The sequence below is a fragment of the Micromonospora sp. AKA38 genome (assembly GCF_027925725.1).
Classification (GTDB): Bacteria; Actinomycetota; Actinomycetes; order Mycobacteriales; family Micromonosporaceae; genus Micromonospora.
Window position 1 is genome coordinate 1,314,915 of the sequence record NZ_BNEI01000005.1, and the last position, 14,504, is coordinate 1,329,418.

Annotated in this window: 14 protein-coding genes; 4 read left to right on the forward strand and 10 right to left on the reverse strand. The window is 72.7% G+C overall.

Annotation, left to right across the window (positions count from 1 at the left end):
- Positions 1 to 3: 3 nt before the first annotated feature.
- Complete coding sequence (locus tag TPA0908_RS22665) at positions 4 to 888, reverse strand: carbohydrate ABC transporter permease (RefSeq protein ID WP_281941032.1); 885 nt, start codon at positions 886 to 888, stop codon at positions 4 to 6.
- Positions 885 to 1,874 (reverse strand): ABC transporter permease, encoded by a 990-nt coding sequence (locus tag TPA0908_RS22670; protein WP_281941035.1) that lies wholly within the window; start codon positions 1,872 to 1,874, stop codon positions 885 to 887. The genes TPA0908_RS22665 and TPA0908_RS22670 overlap by 4 nt, the downstream gene beginning before the upstream one ends.
- Positions 1,875 to 1,993: 119 nt before the next feature.
- Here TPA0908_RS22670 and TPA0908_RS22675 point away from each other — a divergent pair, with 119 nt between their 5' ends.
- Complete coding sequence (locus TPA0908_RS22675) at positions 1,994 to 3,004, forward strand: acetylxylan esterase (protein ID WP_281941037.1); 1,011 nt, start codon at positions 1,994 to 1,996, stop codon at positions 3,002 to 3,004.
- 77 nt (positions 3,005 to 3,081) lie between these two features.
- Here the strand turns inward: TPA0908_RS22675 and TPA0908_RS22680 are convergent, their stop codons facing one another.
- Complete coding sequence (locus TPA0908_RS22680) at positions 3,082 to 4,173, reverse strand: cellulose binding domain-containing protein (protein ID WP_308447841.1); 1,092 nt, start codon at positions 4,171 to 4,173, stop codon at positions 3,082 to 3,084.
- 292 nt (positions 4,174 to 4,465) lie between these two features.
- Between TPA0908_RS22680 and TPA0908_RS22685 the strand changes: the two genes are divergently transcribed.
- Positions 4,466 to 4,798: a YciI family protein gene (locus tag TPA0908_RS22685; RefSeq protein WP_281941040.1), complete on the forward strand. Its 333-nt coding sequence runs from the start codon at positions 4,466 to 4,468 to the stop codon at positions 4,796 to 4,798.
- On the opposite strand, the gene TPA0908_RS22690 is transcribed toward TPA0908_RS22685, so the two are convergent.
- The gene (locus tag TPA0908_RS22690; protein WP_281941042.1) at positions 4,795 to 5,154 is read right to left on the reverse strand and encodes a hypothetical protein; all 360 of its coding nucleotides are present in this window, start codon (positions 5,152 to 5,154) and stop codon (positions 4,795 to 4,797) included. The genes TPA0908_RS22685 and TPA0908_RS22690 overlap by 4 nt on opposite strands.
- A 146-nt stretch (positions 5,155 to 5,300) precedes the next feature.
- Here TPA0908_RS22690 and TPA0908_RS22695 point away from each other — a divergent pair, with 146 nt between their 5' ends.
- Positions 5,301 to 5,570, forward strand: coding sequence for a GlsB/YeaQ/YmgE family stress response membrane protein (locus tag TPA0908_RS22695; protein ID WP_107156754.1), 270 nt, complete (start codon positions 5,301 to 5,303; stop codon positions 5,568 to 5,570).
- 64 nt (positions 5,571 to 5,634) lie between these two features.
- Here TPA0908_RS22695 and TPA0908_RS22700 read toward each other — a convergent pair whose 3' ends face one another.
- From TPA0908_RS22700 to TPA0908_RS22715, 4 genes are all read right to left on the reverse strand, one after another.
- A complete protein-coding gene (locus tag TPA0908_RS22700) occupies positions 5,635 to 6,810 on the reverse strand; it encodes an SGNH/GDSL hydrolase family protein (RefSeq protein WP_281941046.1) in 1,176 nt (391 codons plus the stop codon).
- A 71-nt stretch (positions 6,811 to 6,881) separates the two neighbouring features.
- The gene (locus TPA0908_RS22705) at positions 6,882 to 7,721 is read right to left on the reverse strand and encodes a sugar phosphate isomerase/epimerase family protein (RefSeq protein WP_281941048.1); all 840 of its coding nucleotides are present in this window, start codon (positions 7,719 to 7,721) and stop codon (positions 6,882 to 6,884) included.
- Positions 7,718 to 8,881: a dihydrodipicolinate synthase family protein gene (locus tag TPA0908_RS22710; protein WP_281941051.1), complete on the reverse strand. Its 1,164-nt coding sequence runs from the start codon at positions 8,879 to 8,881 to the stop codon at positions 7,718 to 7,720. Before TPA0908_RS22710 ends, TPA0908_RS22705 begins: the two co-directional genes overlap by 4 nt.
- Positions 8,878 to 10,029: a Gfo/Idh/MocA family protein gene (locus TPA0908_RS22715; protein ID WP_281941053.1), complete on the reverse strand. Its 1,152-nt coding sequence runs from the start codon at positions 10,027 to 10,029 to the stop codon at positions 8,878 to 8,880. The genes TPA0908_RS22710 and TPA0908_RS22715 overlap by 4 nt, the downstream gene beginning before the upstream one ends.
- 116 nt (positions 10,030 to 10,145) lie before the next feature.
- Between TPA0908_RS22715 and TPA0908_RS22720 the strand changes: the two genes are divergently transcribed.
- Entirely contained in the window at positions 10,146 to 11,177 is a 1,032-nt protein-coding gene (locus TPA0908_RS22720) for a LacI family DNA-binding transcriptional regulator (RefSeq protein ID WP_281941055.1), read from the forward strand.
- Between the two features lie 103 nt (positions 11,178 to 11,280).
- Here TPA0908_RS22720 and TPA0908_RS22725 read toward each other — a convergent pair whose 3' ends face one another.
- Both TPA0908_RS22725 and TPA0908_RS22730 read right to left on the reverse strand, forming a co-directional pair.
- On the reverse strand, positions 11,281 to 12,225 hold the full coding sequence (locus TPA0908_RS22725) for a sugar phosphate isomerase/epimerase family protein (protein WP_281941057.1): 945 nt from the start codon (positions 12,223 to 12,225) through the stop codon (positions 11,281 to 11,283).
- 22 nt (positions 12,226 to 12,247) lie between these two features.
- Positions 12,248 to 14,362: a PQQ-dependent sugar dehydrogenase gene (locus tag TPA0908_RS22730; protein ID WP_281941059.1), complete on the reverse strand. Its 2,115-nt coding sequence runs from the start codon at positions 14,360 to 14,362 to the stop codon at positions 12,248 to 12,250.
- Positions 14,363 to 14,504: the final 142 nt, after the last annotated feature.

Consider the following 14,504-nt stretch of genomic DNA (forward strand, 5'->3'; position numbering starts at 1 on the left):
CCGCTATCCCTTGACGGCGCCGAGCATGATTCCGGAGACGAAGTAGCGCTGGATGAAGGGGTAGACCGCGAGGATCGGCAGGACCGTCAGCACGACGGTCACGGACTGGATGGTCGCGGCGGCCTGCACGATGTCGTCGCCGCTGCCGAGCCCGCCGCCGGTCTGCGTGGCGTCGGTCGCGCCCACGATGAGGTTGCGCAGGTAGACCGTCACCGGGAGCAGGTCCTGACGGTCCATGTAGAGGAACGCGGCGAACCACGAGTTCCAGAACGACACCGCGTAGAACAGCACCATCGTGGCCACCATCGCCTTGGACAGCGGCAGGACGATCCGCAGCAGCGTCCCGTACGTGCCCAGCCCGTCGACCGCGGCGGCCTCCTCCAGCTCGACCGGCAGGCTCTCGAAGAACGCCTTCATCACCAGCAGGTTGAACACGTTGATGGCATTGGGCAGCGCGACGGCCCACACGGTGTTCTTCAGGCCCAGGCTGGTGACCAGCACGTAGTTGGGGATCAGGCCGCCGGTGAAGAACATGGTGAACACGGCGATCCCGACCAGCGCGGTCCGGCCCCGCAGGTGCTTCTTCGACAGCACGTACGCGTAGCAGGTGGTCAGCACGACGGAGATGAGCGTGGCGACCACCGTGTAGACGACGGTGTTGCGGTAGCTGATCCAGAACGTTGGGTCGGACGTCACCACCCGGTACGCGGTGAGGTTGAACCCGCGCGGGACGAGGTTGACCTGCCCGCTGACGATGGCGGCGTTGTCACTGAGCGAGCGCGCCACGATGGTGAGGAACGGGTACACCGTCACCACCACCACGGCGGTGAGGACGACGGCGTTGACCGCCTGGAAGACGCGGTAGCCCCGGCTGGGCCGGGGGCTCACCACAGGCTCGTCCCCACCGCGCGCCGGGAGATCCCGTTCGCGGACAGCACCAGCGTCAAGCCGATCACGGCCTCGAACAGGCCGATCGCGGCGGCGTAGCTGAGGTTCCCGGAGACGATGCCCACCCGGTACAGATAGGTGGAGATGACGTCCGCGGTCGGATAGGTGAGCGGGTTGTAGAGCAGCAGGATCTTCTCGAAGCCGACCGCCATGAACGTGCCGATGTTCAGGATCAGCAACGTCATCATGGTCGGTCGGATCCCGGGCAGCGTCACGTGCCAGGTCTGTCGCCACCGGTTGGCGCCGTCGATCCGGGCCGCCTCGTAGAGGTCGCCGTCGATCGTGGTGAGCGCCGCGAGGTAGAGGATGGTGCCCCAGCCGACGGTCTGCCAGACCTCGGAGGAGACGTAGATCGACCGGAACCAGCCCGGGTCCTGGATGAACGGGACCGGGCGCCCACCGAACGCGCCGACCACCTGGTTCACCGTGCCGTCCACGGACAGCAACTGCATGACCATCGCGGCCACGATCACGATCGACAGGAAGTGCGGCAGGTAGGACACCGACTGCACGAACCGCTTGAGGACCCGGCTGCGCACCTCGTTGAGCAGTAGCGCGAGCACGATCGGCAGCGGGAAGCAGAACAGCAGCGTCAGCGCGCCCAGCACCAGCGTGTTGGTGAAGACGTCCCAGAACGTGGGGTCGGTGAAGAACAGCCGGAAGTAGCGCAGGCCGGTCCAGTACTCGCCGAACACGCTGCCGCCGGGGCGGAAGCGCCGGAACGCGATCACGTTGCCCAGCATCGGCAGGTAGCGGAAGACCAGGAAGAACAGCAGCGGTAGGACGGCCAGCGAGTAGAGCTGCCAGTCCCGCCGCAGCGCCCGCCGCCAGGGCCGGCGGCGGCCGACGCGGCGTCGGCGGTCCCGCCGCGGCGCGGGCGCGGGCGCCGCCGGGGCGAACCGCGCATCCGAGCGTACGGATGTCATTCGCGCCCTCCCACCGTGGCCGAAAATTCCGGTAATGGCCCGTAAGCTTTCCGGAAATTTATGGCCATCGCTTGATCGATGTCAAGGCGATCGATGTCCCCGTCATCCGTGGAGGATCCGTGCCCTTCTCCGACCTGCCACTCGACCAGCTCCGGCGGTACCGGCCGGAGGTCCCCGAGCCCGCCGACTTCGACAGGTTCTGGCGCGCCACGCTCGACCGGGCCGCCGCGACCCCGGTCCTGTGTGACGTCCGGCCCGAACCCACCGGCCTGCGCCTGGTGGACACCTGGGACGTGACGTACGCCGGCTTCGACGGCGAACCGGTGCGGGCCTGGTACACCCGCCCCGCGGGCGTCGACGGCCCGCTGCCCGCCGTGGTGGAGTACGCCGGCTACGGCCGCGGGCGGGGCCTGCCGGGGGAGCGGCTGACCTGGCCGGTGGCCGGGTACGCCCACCTGCTGATGGACAACCGGGGCCAGGGCGGCTGGCACGCCCGCGGCGACACTCCCGACCCGCACGGCGGCCCGGGCGGTCCGACCATCGCCACCCGGGGCATCCTGAACCCGGACGACTACTACTACCGTCGCCTGATCACCGACGCGGTCCGCGCGGTCGACGCCGTCCGCGCGCTGCCGGGCGTCGACGCGACGCGCGTCGTCGCGGCCGGGAACAGCCAGGGCGGCGGTCTCGCCCTGGCGGTCGCCGGCCTGGTCGACGACCTCGCCGCGGTGCTGGTCACCGCGCCGTTCGCGTGTCACATCCTGCGGGCCGTCCAGCTCACCGACGCCTCCCCGTACGGCGAGATCGCCCGGTACCTGGCCGTGGATCGCGAGGTCGAGGCGGCGGTCCGGCACACGCTCGCCCACGTCGACGGCGTCGCCTTCGCCCGCCGGGCCACCGCCCCGGCGCACTTCGGCATCGGCCTGCGCGACGACGTCTGCCCGCCGAGCACCGGTTTCGCCGCGTACAACCAGTACGGCGCCGCCAGCGGCCGGCCGGTGCCGCCGCTGCGGGAGATGCACACCTACCCGTACAACGGCCACGAGGGCGGGGAGGCGGTCCACGTGCGGCGGCAGCGGAGCTGGCTGGAGGCGGTGCTCCGGCGCGCCGACGCGCCGGTGCGGACCTGACCGCCCGCCGCTCCCGGCGTGCCCGGCCGGTGCGGCCGGGCGCGTCGGGACGGCGGGTACGGTCCGTCGGCGGTCGATCAGCCGACCGAACAGGGGGCGCCGTTCAGGGTGAAGGACGCCGGCTTGCCGGTGTTGCCGGAGTGGCTGGCCTGGAAGCCGATGTCGACGGAGGCGCTCGGGGCGATCGTGCCGTTGTAGGAGACGTTGCGCGCGGTCACCGCCCCACTCGTCGGCGCGTACGAGGCGTTCCAGCCGCCGGTGATGGTCTGCCCGCCCGGCAGCGTGAACGCCAGCGCCCACCCGTTGACGGCCGCGCCGCCGGTGTTGGTGATCGTGACGCTGGCGGTGAGACCGTTGCCCCAGGCGTTGACCGCGTACGCCACCCGGCATCCGCCGGCCGGCGGCGGGGTGGTCGGCGGGGGAGTGGAGGGCGGCGGTGTGGTGGGCGGGGCAGTGGTGGGGGGCGTGCTGTCGCTGATGCTGCCCGGCACCGATCGCAGCGCGTTGTACCAGGCGGCGGCCATCTTGGCGTAACCGCCGGCGTTGGGGTGCACGCCGTCGGCCAGGTCGCCGAGGGTCAGCGCGGCGTACATGTCCACCAGGTGCACACGCCGCCCCGCGTCGGCCCGGCTCTTCACGATGCCGGGAATCGCCGCGTTGTACGCGCGGACCTGCGTGTCCGCGCCGGACTTGGGGACGATCGTGGCGACGAAGAGTTCGGTCGTGGGCGAGGTCGACGTGATGCGGTCGACAAGCGTGGCCAGCCGGCCCGGGGCGCCGCTGGTGTCGCCGTACATGTCGTTGGTGCCGATGTGCAGCAGCACGGTGCGGGGGTTCGTCGCCCGCAACCAGTTCACCACGTTGGCGTCGATCTGGGCGATGGTCCACCCGGAGTGCCCCTCGTGGTCGTGGTCACCCAGGCTGCTCGGGCCGTTGAACTGCGAGCCGACGAAGTCGATCCGGTAGTTGTCCGCCGCCAGCCGTCGCCACAGCTCCGTCCGGTAGCCGCCGGGCACGTTGAACCCGTCCGTGATGGAGTCGCCGAGCGGCATCACCCGGACGCCCCCGTTGGACTCGGCGCTCGCCGGGCCGCCGGCCATCGTCGCCGCGGCGGCCAGGGCCACCATCGCGGCGGCTGCCGCGCTCCACAGTCGAAATCTTCGGATCATCGGGTCCTCCGCGGGGGATCGGTCGGTGCGTGCGTCACCGCGGTCGCCGTGGCACGCGCGGTGAACGGGAGTGAGGTGCGGCGCGGCCGACCGGGACCCGGACACCGGTGTCGTGCCGCACGGGAGCCTGCCCTCCGCTCCCGCCGGCCCCACGCTACTGAGCCTTCGATAACGATGTCAATCGATGGTTCTAAATCGGTTTCGAGCCTCCCGGGTGGGCGCGGCGCGCCGTGGTGCGGCGCGGGCGTGGTAGGCAGGTCGAGGACCGCAACCGCGACGGAGGGCCCGCAGCATGCCGACGTTCATCACCATCGGGTACGGCGACCAGGACGGCTACGACCGCACCGACCCCGCGGTACGCGACGCCGCCCACGCGCACGACGAGCGGCTGCGGGCGGCCGGGGTGCGGATGGGCGTGGCCGGCGCTCCGGTGCAGGTGCGCAACCCCGACGGCGCGGGCGCCGAGGTGCGGGACGGGGCATTCCTGACCTCGGTGCTGCCGATCGGCGGCTTCGCGGTGATCGAGGCGGCGTCGATGGCGGAGGCGATCGAGCTGGTGTCGGGAACGCCGTGCGCGGTGGCCCACGGCGTGGTCGAGGTGTGGCCGCTGCGCGACACGCCCTAGCCGAGCCGGCGTAGCGCCGCGTCCACGGTGTCCTCCGGGGTGCTGTTGAACGCGATCGCCGCGCCCGGGGCGTGCCGGTGCACCAGGTTGACGACCTGCTCGAAGAGCTCCAGCAGCGGCTCGTGCTTGCGGAGGCCGCCACCGACCACCACGCAGGCGTACGCCCGGCGGGTCAGCGCCGCCGCGACCTCCCGTCCGGCGTCCGGGTCCGGCGCGACCAGGCACAGGTCGGCCTCGATCCCGTGCTCGGCGAAGCGGGCGTGACCGCGCGCGATCGCGGCGACCACCGGCGCCGGGTCCCATCCCGGGATCCGAGCCGGGTCGATTCCGATCACCAGCACCGGGCCGTGTGCCATCGCGTCCTCCTCGGTGTGCCGCGCCGTCCGGTCCGTCCCATCCCACCCCACCGGCGGCGCTCCGGTCAGCCCGCCACCCGGTTTCATTTTCCGTTGCCCGGGGCAATTGACCGGTCGACTCACATCCCTGAGGAAGGGCGGCCATCATGCACGTCGGCGGCATCATCTCCGGCATCATCATCGGTCTGATCATCGGCGCGCTGGGCCGCCTGGTCGTACCGGGCAAGCAGAACATCCCGATCTGGCTCACCCTGGTCATCGGCGTGGTCGCCGCGCTGCTGGGCACCGCCGTCGCGGGCGCGCTGGACGTGGCCGACACCAACGGCGTCGACTGGATCGAGCTGCTCATCCAGGTCGTCTTCGCCGCGATCGGCGTGGCGATCGTCGCCGGCACCTACGGCCGGCGACGGATCTGACCCGACCGCACCGCCGTCACCCGGGCCGGTCGGGACGCCGCGAGCGTCCCGACCGGCCGGCGTGTCAGGAACCGTCGGCGGCGAACGGGCCGCCCGCGCCGAACGCCAGCGCGGCGAACCGCTCGCCGATGCGGCGGTCCGCGACCGGGTCGGGGTGCAGCTCGTCGGGCAGCGGCAGCTCGGCGTAGTCCGCCTCGCCGTAGAGTTCCAGCCCGTCCAGGTAGTGCAGGTTCGGGTCGTCGGCGGCGCGGGCGGCCACGATCCGGGCCAGTTCGGCGCGGATCACCCGCAACGTGAGCTTCCCGGCGGCCTGCTCGGCCGGGTCGCCGGTGGCGACGAACCGCAGCGTGCCGGTGCTGAGGTCGGCCGCACCCGGGCCGGGCGTGTCCTCCTGGATCGGGCACAGGATCGACGAGACGACAAGCAGCGGGGTCTCCGGGTGCCCGTCGCGCAGCGTGTCGAGGAAGCCGTGCACCGCCGGGGTGAACGCGCGCAACCGCATCGCGTCGCTGTTCACCAGGTTGATGCCGATCTTCACGCTGATCAGGTCCGCCGGGGTGTCGCGCATCGCCCGCGCGGTGAACGGGTCGAGCAGCGCGCTGCCGCTGAACCCGAGGTTGACCAGCTCCACGCCGGCGAGCCCGGCGGCGACCGCCGGCCAGGTGGCGGTGGGGCTCTCGGCGTCCGAGCCGTGGCTGATCGAGCTGCCGTGGTGCAGCCACACCCGCCGCCCCCGGTCGCCGACCGGCTCGACCGGCGCGTCGGTGCGCAGCGCCACCAGCTCGGTGATCTCGCGCTGCGGCAGCCAGACCTCCACCTCCTTGTCGCCGACGGGCAGGTCGGCGAAGCGGACCGTGGCGACCGGTCCGGCATCGGTGGTCACGTCGCCGGTGGTCAGGTCGATGGTGAGCACCTTGCCGCCGTCGGCGGTGGCCTGCCCGGCCAGCCGCCCGTCGACGAGCAGGTCGTAGCGGCCGTCCGGGCGCGGCGGGGCGCCCCGGTAGACCATCTTGGTGGGCAGCACGTCCAGCTCGACGACGGTGGCGCGGGTGCGGAACACCAGTCGTACGCCGGACGGCATCGTCTCCGCCATCGTCACCTGCGGGTCGGTGTTCTGGGCCCGGGCGCGGGCCGGCAGCCGGTGCGGCAGCACGCCGTGCGCGGTGCGTTCCAGGTCGAGCGCGCCGCGCAGCAGGTCGGCGGTGATCGGCGTGGTGATCGAGGGGGGCGGCAGCGTCATGACCCGATCTTGACCTACCGGTCCGCCGGACGACCACGTGTTTCGTCCGACAGGCCGGACCCGGGCGCGCGTCAGTCGGCCAGCACCAGCTCGACGTAGCGCTCGGCCATGGTGGCGACGACCTGGTCCGGGTCGGTCGCCCACACCTCGGCGTTGAAGATCTCCACCTCGGTGTCCCCGGTGTAGCCGGCCGCCGCCACGGCGCGGCGCAGCGGCGGGAAGTCGATGTGCCCGTCGCCCATCATTCCGCGCCCGAGCAGCACGTCGGCCGGGAGCGGGGTGAGGAAGTCGCACACCTGGAAGCTGGCGATCCGCGCCCCGGCGCGAGCGATCTGCCGCCACACGTCCGGGTCCCACCAGACGTGGAACGTGTCCACCACGACGCCGACCTGGTCGACCGGGAACGCCTCGGCCAGGTCGAGCGCCTGCCCGAGCGTGGACAGCACCGCTCGGTCGGCGCAGTACATCGGGTGCAGCGGCTCCAGCGCCAGGCGCACGCCGCGTTCGCCGGCGTACGGGGCGAGCTCGGTGAGCGCGTCGGCGACCCGCGCCCGCGCGCCGGCCAGGTCGCGGGAGCCGGGCGGCAGACCGCCGACGACCAGCACCAGACAGTCGGTGCCGAGGCCGGCCGCCTCGTCGATGGCGCGCCGGTTGTCGGCCAGCGCCTCGGCCCGCGCGGTCCCGCCGGCGGCGGTGAGGAACCCGCCCCGGCACAGCGACGACACGCGTAGCCCGGCGTCCGTGACGAGCGACGCCGCGGCCGGTACGCCGATCTCGGCGACCGGCTCGCGCCACAGCCCGATCGCCGGGATGCCGGCGCGGACGCAGCCGTCGACCGCCTCCCGGACCGACCAGCGTTCGGTGGTGCGCTGGTTGAGCGACAGCTTCGCCAGCCGCGGATCGGCGGTCATCCGGTCACCCCCGCCACGTCGAGGTACCCGCGCATCCGGTGTGCCGCCAGCTCCGGGTCGAGCAGCAGCCCGGCGGCGTCGGCCAGCCGGAACGTCTCCACCAGGTGCGGTACGCCGCGCCCGCCGTGCAGGCCGCCGACCATGGTGAAGCCGGGCTGCCGGCCGTTGAGCCAGGCGAGGAACGCGATGCCGGTCTTGTAGTACCGCGTCGGCGGCGCGAACACGTGCCGGGACAGCGGCACGGTCGGGTCCAGGACCGCCCGGAAGCCGGCCGGGTCCCCGGCGTCGAGCCGTTGCAGCGCGGCCGACGCGGCCGGGGCGACGGCTGCGAACGCGCCGAGCAGCGCGTGACTGGACCGCTCGCCATCGCCGGCGATCAGCTCCGGATAGTGGTAGTCGTCGCCGGTGTAGACCTTCACGGAGGGCGGCAGCAGCTCCCGCAGCCGCACCTCCCGGCCGGCGTCGAGCAGCGACACCTTCACGCCGTCGATCACGTCGGCGTGCGCGCGCACCAGCGCGACGAACGTCGTGGTGGCGTCGTCCAGGTCGGTCGAGCCCCAGTAGCCGGCGAGCGCCGGGTCGAACATGTCACCGAGCCAGTGCAGCACCACCGGTGCGCCACTGGCGCCCAGCACCTGCTGGTAGACGCGCCGGTAGTCGTCGGGGCCGGTGGCGAGCGCGGCGAGCTGCCGGCTGGCCATCACCACCGCGACCGCGCCGCACTCCTGCACGAACGCGACCTGCTCGGCGTACGCGGTGACCACCTCGTCGAGCGTGTCGGGCACGCCGGTGAGCTGGTCGGTGGCCGCCCCGGCGACGATGCGCCCGCCGCACGCGGCGGCCTCGGCGGCGCTGCGCCGGATCAGCTCGCGGGTGGCCGCCCAGTCCAGTCCCATGCCGCGCTGCGCGGTGTCCATCGCCTCGGCCACGCCGAGCCCCCACGACCACAGGTCGCGCCGTACCGCGAGGGTGGCGTCCCAGTCCAGCCGGGCGGGCGCGTCGGGGGCGTTGTCGGCGTACGGGTCGGCGACCACGTGCGCCGCCGCGTACGCGATCCGGCTGGCCGGCGGCGCGGCCGGCCGCTGCCAGCCGGCCGGTTCCCGCAGCGTCCGCGTCTCGGTGCCGCCGCCCGGGGTGGGCAGCGTGATCCGGACGGTCACCTGTCGATCTCCTCGATCTCGACCCGCCGTCCCTCCCGGGCGGAGCGCAGCCCGGCCTCGGCGAGCTGCACGCCGCGCGCGCCGGCCAGGAAGTCCCACGGGAACGGCTCGTCGTCCACGACGTGCCGCAGGAACGCCTCCCACTGCACCTTGAACCCGTTGTCGTAGTCGGCGTTGTCCGGCACGGTCTGCCACTGGGCGCGGAACGGCTCGGTGACCGGCAGGTCCGGGTTCCACACCGGCATCGGGGTGGCGCCGCGGTGCTGGATACGGCAGTCCCGCAGCCCGGCCACCGCGCTGCCGTGCGTGCCGTCGACCTGGAACTCGACCAGCTCGTCCCGGTACACCCGGACCGCCCACGAGGAGTTGATCTGCGCGATGACGCCGCCGGCCAGCTCGAAGATCCCGTACGCGGCGTCGTCGGCGGTCGCCGGGTAGGTGACGCCGTTCTCGTCGACCCGCTCCGGGACGTGCGTGGCGGTGACCGCGGTGACGGCGGTGACCCGGCCGAAGAGCTGCTCCAGCACGTAGTGCCAGTGCGGGAACATGTCGACGGTGATGCCGCCGCCGTCCTCGGCGCGGTAGTTCCAGCTCGGCCGCTGCGCGTCCTGCCAGTCGCCCTCGAACACCCAGTAGCCGAACTCGCCGCGCACCGACAGGATCCGGCCGAAGAAGCCGCCGTCGACCAGCCGCTTGAGCTTGCGCAGGCCGGGCAGGAACAGCTTGTCCTGCACCACGCCGTTCTTCACGCCCCGGTCGGTGGCGAGCCGGGCCAGCTCCAGCGCCCCGTCCAGCCCTTCGGCGAGCGGCTTCTCGGTGTAGACGTGCCGGCCGGCCTCGATCGCCGCCCGGATCGCCTTCTCCCGCTGGGCGGTGACCTGCGCGTCGAAGTAGATCTGGTGGCGGTCGTCGGCGAGCGCCGCGGCCAGGTCGGTGGTGTACGAGGTGAGCCCGTGCCGGGCGGCGATCTCGGCGAGCCGGGCCTCGTTGCGGCCCACCAGGGTCAACTCCGGCCAGATCCGGCTGCCGTCGCGGGCGGGTAGCCCACCCTGCTCCCGGATCGCGAGCAGGGACCGGACCAGATGTTGCCGGTAGCCCATCCGCCCGGTCACGCCGTTGAGGATGATCCCGATAGACGTGCGCTCCACGTGTGTCCTTCCGGGTGGCGGTCCCGCTCCTGAATGCGTTTTCAGTAAGCGCTTTCAGGAGGTACGGTAGCCACGCCGAAACCGGCCGGTCAAGACGTTCCGCACGGGGGAGATCGATGCAGCCACGGGCGCACGTGACGCTGGAGGACGTGGCCCGGGCCGCCGACGTCTCGCTGGCCACGGCCTCCCGAGCGCTCAACGGCATGCGGGTCACCCCGCACCTGCGCGACCGCGTCCTGGCCGCCGCCGCGCAACTCGCGTACACCCCGAACGCGCACGCCCGGGCGCTGGCCGGGGCCTCCCACCGCACCGTCGGCGTCATCTGCCACGACGTCACCGACCCCTACTTCGCCGCCGTCGCCGGCGGCGTCATGCGGGTCGCCGGCGCCAACGACCTGCTGGTCATGCTGGCCAGCACGTTCCGCGACCCGGAACGCGAGATCGCGTACGTGTCGATGCTGCGCGCCGAACGCGCCCCCGCCATCCTGCTCATCGGCTCCGGCTTCGAGGACACCCGCTGGGAGCGGGCCATGGAGGCCGAGCTGAAGCCCTACCTCGACGGCGGCGGCCGGGTCGCCGTGGTCAGCCGGCACCGCAGCCTCAAGGTCGACAGCGTGCTGCCGGAGAACCGGGCCGGCGCCGCCGCCATGGCCCGCGCCCTGCTGGAGCTGGGTCACCGCCGCTTCGCGGTGCTCTCCGGCCCCCGGACGCTCACCACCGTCACCGACCGGCTCGGCGGCTTCCGGGACGAGCTGGCCGCCGCCGGTGTCGCCCTCGACCCGGCAGACGTGATCGAGGGGCCGTTCACCCGCGACGGCGGCTACCAGGCGATGACCGACCTGCTGACCCGCGGCCTGGACGCCACCTGCGTGTTCGCGGTGACCGACGTGATGGCCATCGGCGCGTACGCGGCGCTGCGCGACCACGGCCTGTCGGTGCCCGGTGACGTGTCCGTCGCCGGGTTCGACGACATCCCGATCGTCCGCGACCTCACCCCGCCGCTGACCACCGTGGCGCTGCCGCTGCGCGAGATCGGCGAGAAGGTGATGGAGCTGGCGCTCACCGAGAACACCACCCGCCGCCGGCGGATCCTGCGCCTGAGCGGCGAGGTGGTCCTGCGCGCCAGCACCGCCAAGGTGGGCGCGTGAGCAGGCGGGAGGGCTGCGCCCACGCCAGCACTGGCACCGCTGACCAGGACGGCGCCTACGGCTCGGCCACCCGAGGGTGCGGCGAGCCGTAGGCGCCGTCGTGTCAGTAGGTCAGGCGGCGCAGGTAGCGGTAGCCGACCTCGGCGGTCCGCTGCGGCGTCACGTCCGGGGTGTCGTTCTCCACGATGTACTCCAGCACCTGGTGCCGGCGGAAGATCCGGGCGAAGTCGATCATCCCGGTGCCGAGGTCGGCCATGTCGCCGGTGACCGGGTCGCGGTCCTTGACGTGGTACTGCAACACCCGCTGGGGCGCGCAGCGGATGACGTCGAGCGCGAAGCCCTCCGGGTCGTCGACGCCCTCACCCGAGTTGATGCCACCGGTCACCGCCCAGTACAGGTCGATCTCCAGGTGCACCAGGCGCGGGTCCAACTCCTCGGTCAGCACGTCCCACGGGCGCCGGCCGTTGCCGAAGTCGATGGTGAACTCGTGCGCGTGGTTGTGGTAGCCGTACCGCAGGCCGGCCCGGCGCGCGGCGGCGGCCTCGACGTTCATCTGTTCCGCCCAGCGCTTCCAGTCGTCCTCGCGGTCGGAGTTCAGGTACGGCACCACCATGAACCGCTGGCCCAGCGTACGGGCGTTGGCGATCTTCTGCTCCAGAGCGGCGGCGTCGGCGGCGATCCCGTCGTGGCTGGAGGTGGCCCGGATGCCGATGCCGTCGAGGAACCGGCGCAGCTCCTTCGCGGTGCGGCCGAAGTAGCCGAGCGCCAGCTCCACCCGCGGGTAGCCGACGCGGGCCAGGTGGGCCAGCGTCGCGTCGTAGCCGGGTGCGCCGTTGAGCGCGTCGCGGACCGTCCAGAGCTGAAGGCTGATCAGCTCCTTCGGCACGTGCCGCCGGCCGTGCTGGTGCCCACCGCCGGCCTGGGCCGCGGTCGCGCCGAGCCCGCCGGCCAGCCCGACACCGGCCAGCGCCGCCAGCGAGCCGCGCAGCAGGTTGCGCCGGTCGAGGGACTGCCGCAGCGCGCTCTCCCCGTCGAATCCGTAACACATGACGTTCTCCTTTTCGCCGGTCTTACGCGGAGGGGACCAGGACGACCTGGTCGGTGCCGGTCAGCGCGGGCAGCCCGTCGCTCCCGGCATCGGTGTAGCTGGCGACGAACACGCCGGTGAGGTTGTCCGTCCCGGGGTCGTGGCCCTCCGGGACGGTGGTGGTGATCGAGCCGGTGCAGCCGCTGGCCGTGGTCTGCGGGTGCCCGTGGCTGTCGTGGCCGAGGATGTAGGTGACGGTGACGCGGGCGCAGTCCACCGGCTGGTCGTCGGCCACACGGACCTCGAAGGCGACCGTGTCGCCGAACGAGAACGACTGACCCTCGACCGGGTCGACCAGCTCCACCACCGGGGCGGCGTTGCCGACCGCGATCCGTACCTCGGTGGAGGCGGACCGGCCGGCGGGGTCGGTGACCTTCAGCGTGGCCCGGTAGAGGCCGTTCTCCCGGTAGGTGAACGTCGGGTTCGGCGCCCGCGAGTCGACCCGGTTGTCGTCGTCGAGGTACCACTCGTAGCGCAGCCGGTCACCGTCCGCGTCGGTGGTGCCGGCGCTGGAGAACGCGACAGTCAGCGGGGTGGCGCCGGCGGTGGGCGTCGCCGAGGCCCGCGGCACCGGCGTGTGGTTGCCGGTCCAGCCGATGTGGTCGATGCGGGCGAGCTGCGCGTCCGGGTTCTCGCTGAAGTAGCCGTCGCCGTACTCCAGCACGTAGAGCGCGCCGTCCGGGCCGAACTCCAGGTCCATCGGGTTGTCGAAGACCACCGAGGGCAGCACCGGCTCGATGCCGGTCACCGCGCCGCGCCGGTCCTGCCGGAACGCCTTGACGTAGTCGCGGGTCCACTCGTGGAACAGCGGCAGGCCGTCGTAGTGGGACGGCCAGCCGACCGCGGTGCGACCCCGGGTGGTGCGCCTGTCGAAGTCGTACGCCGGGCCGGCCATCGGGCCGATGCCACCGTCGCCCAGCTCTGGGAACCGCGGTGAGTCGCCGTACGTGTAGGCCACCTGCGGCTGCTGCACCAGTGGCAGCGCGCGCAGCCCGGTGTTGTGTGGTGAGTCGTTGACCGGGGCGGCGCAGTCGAACGGGGCCCCGGACGCGCCGGTGGCGAAGTCGTGGTCCACGTAGGGCAGGTCGGCGGTGGCGCAGTACGGCCAGCCGAAGTTGCCGGCCCGGCGGGTGGACAGCCACTTGCCGTGCCCGGCCGGCCCGCGCGTCGGGTCCGCCTCCCGCGCGTCCGGCGAGTAGTCCGCGACGTACAGCTCACCGGTGCCCCGGTTCACCTCGATCCGGAACGGGTTGCGCACGCCCATCAGGTAGATCTCCGGGCGGGTGCGGGGCGTCCCGGTGCGGAACAGGTTGCCCGCCGGGATCGAGTACGACCCGTCGGCCGCGACCCTGATCCGCAGGATCTTGCCGCGCAGGTCGTTGGTGTTGGCGGCGGTGCGCTGCGCGTCGTACGCCGGGTTGCGGCCCGGCCGCTCGTCGATGGGCGCGTAGCCGCCGGACTCGAACGGGTTGGTGTCGTCGCCGGTGGACAGGTAGAGGTTGCCCTGGGCGTCGAAGACGATGTCGCCGCCGACGTGGCAGCAGATGCCCCGGTCGACCGGCACGTCCAGGATCTGCTGCTCGGTGCGCAGGTCCAGCCGGTCCTTGACCAGGCGGAACCGGGACAGGCGCAGCACGCCCCGGAACGGCGCGAAGTCCTCGGCGGTGCCCCAGCCGGGCGCGTCGCCCTCGTTGACGCCCGGGGTGGCGGGGTCGTCGACGGGCGTGTCCATCGGCGGCGAGTAGTAGAGGTACACCCAGTTGTTGCCGCCCCGCCCGAAGTTCGGGTCGACGGCGACGTTCTGCAGGCCCTCCTCGTCGTGCCGGTAGACGTCCAACGTGGCGGCGACCGTGTTGCGGCCGGTGGCGGGGTTGTGCAGCCAGACCTCGCCGGCGCGGGTCACGTGCAGCACCCGGCGGTCGGGCAGCACGGCCAGGTCCATCGGCTCGCCGGGACTGTCGTTGAGGGTGACCTTCTGGAAGGCGCTGTCCGGCGGCGGGGCGGCGGTGCCCGGTGCGGCGGTGGCGGCGACGGTGGGAGTGGTGACGAGGGCGGTGGCGGTAACGGTGGCCACCGCGAGTGCGAGTCGTCCAGTCAACTGCCTCTCCTTGCTCGGGACGGTCGGGCAGGTCATGGGATGCGGCCGACGCTACAAAAGCCATGTCGATATGTCCATAGCTTTCTGTTGTTTCGGCTCAACTTTTGCCCAGGTTGGACGAAAGTGGCTCGCCGTGCCATGC

Coding starts and splice junctions, on each gene's coding strand:
- TPA0908_RS22690 (WP_281941042.1), bottom strand. CDS start 5,154: ATGGCACACGGCCCGGTGCTGGTGATCGGAATCGACCCGGCTCGGATC.
- TPA0908_RS22685 (WP_281941040.1), top strand. CDS start 4,466: ATGCCGACGTTCATCACCATCGGGTACGGCGACCAGGACGGCTACGAC.
- TPA0908_RS22670 (WP_281941035.1), bottom strand. CDS start 1,874: ATGACATCCGTACGCTCGGATGCGCGGTTCGCCCCGGCGGCGCCCGCG.
- TPA0908_RS22680 (WP_308447841.1), bottom strand. CDS start 4,173: ATGATCCGAAGATTTCGACTGTGGAGCGCGGCAGCCGCCGCGATGGTG.
- TPA0908_RS22695 (WP_107156754.1), top strand. CDS start 5,301: ATGCACGTCGGCGGCATCATCTCCGGCATCATCATCGGTCTGATCATC.
- TPA0908_RS22705 (WP_281941048.1), bottom strand. CDS start 7,721: ATGACCGCCGATCCGCGGCTGGCGAAGCTGTCGCTCAACCAGCGCACC.
- TPA0908_RS22725 (WP_281941057.1), bottom strand. CDS start 12,225: ATGTGTTACGGATTCGACGGGGAGAGCGCGCTGCGGCAGTCCCTCGAC.
- TPA0908_RS22700 (WP_281941046.1), bottom strand. CDS start 6,810: ATGACGCTGCCGCCCCCCTCGATCACCACGCCGATCACCGCCGACCTG.
- TPA0908_RS22720 (WP_281941055.1), top strand. CDS start 10,146: ATGCAGCCACGGGCGCACGTGACGCTGGAGGACGTGGCCCGGGCCGCC.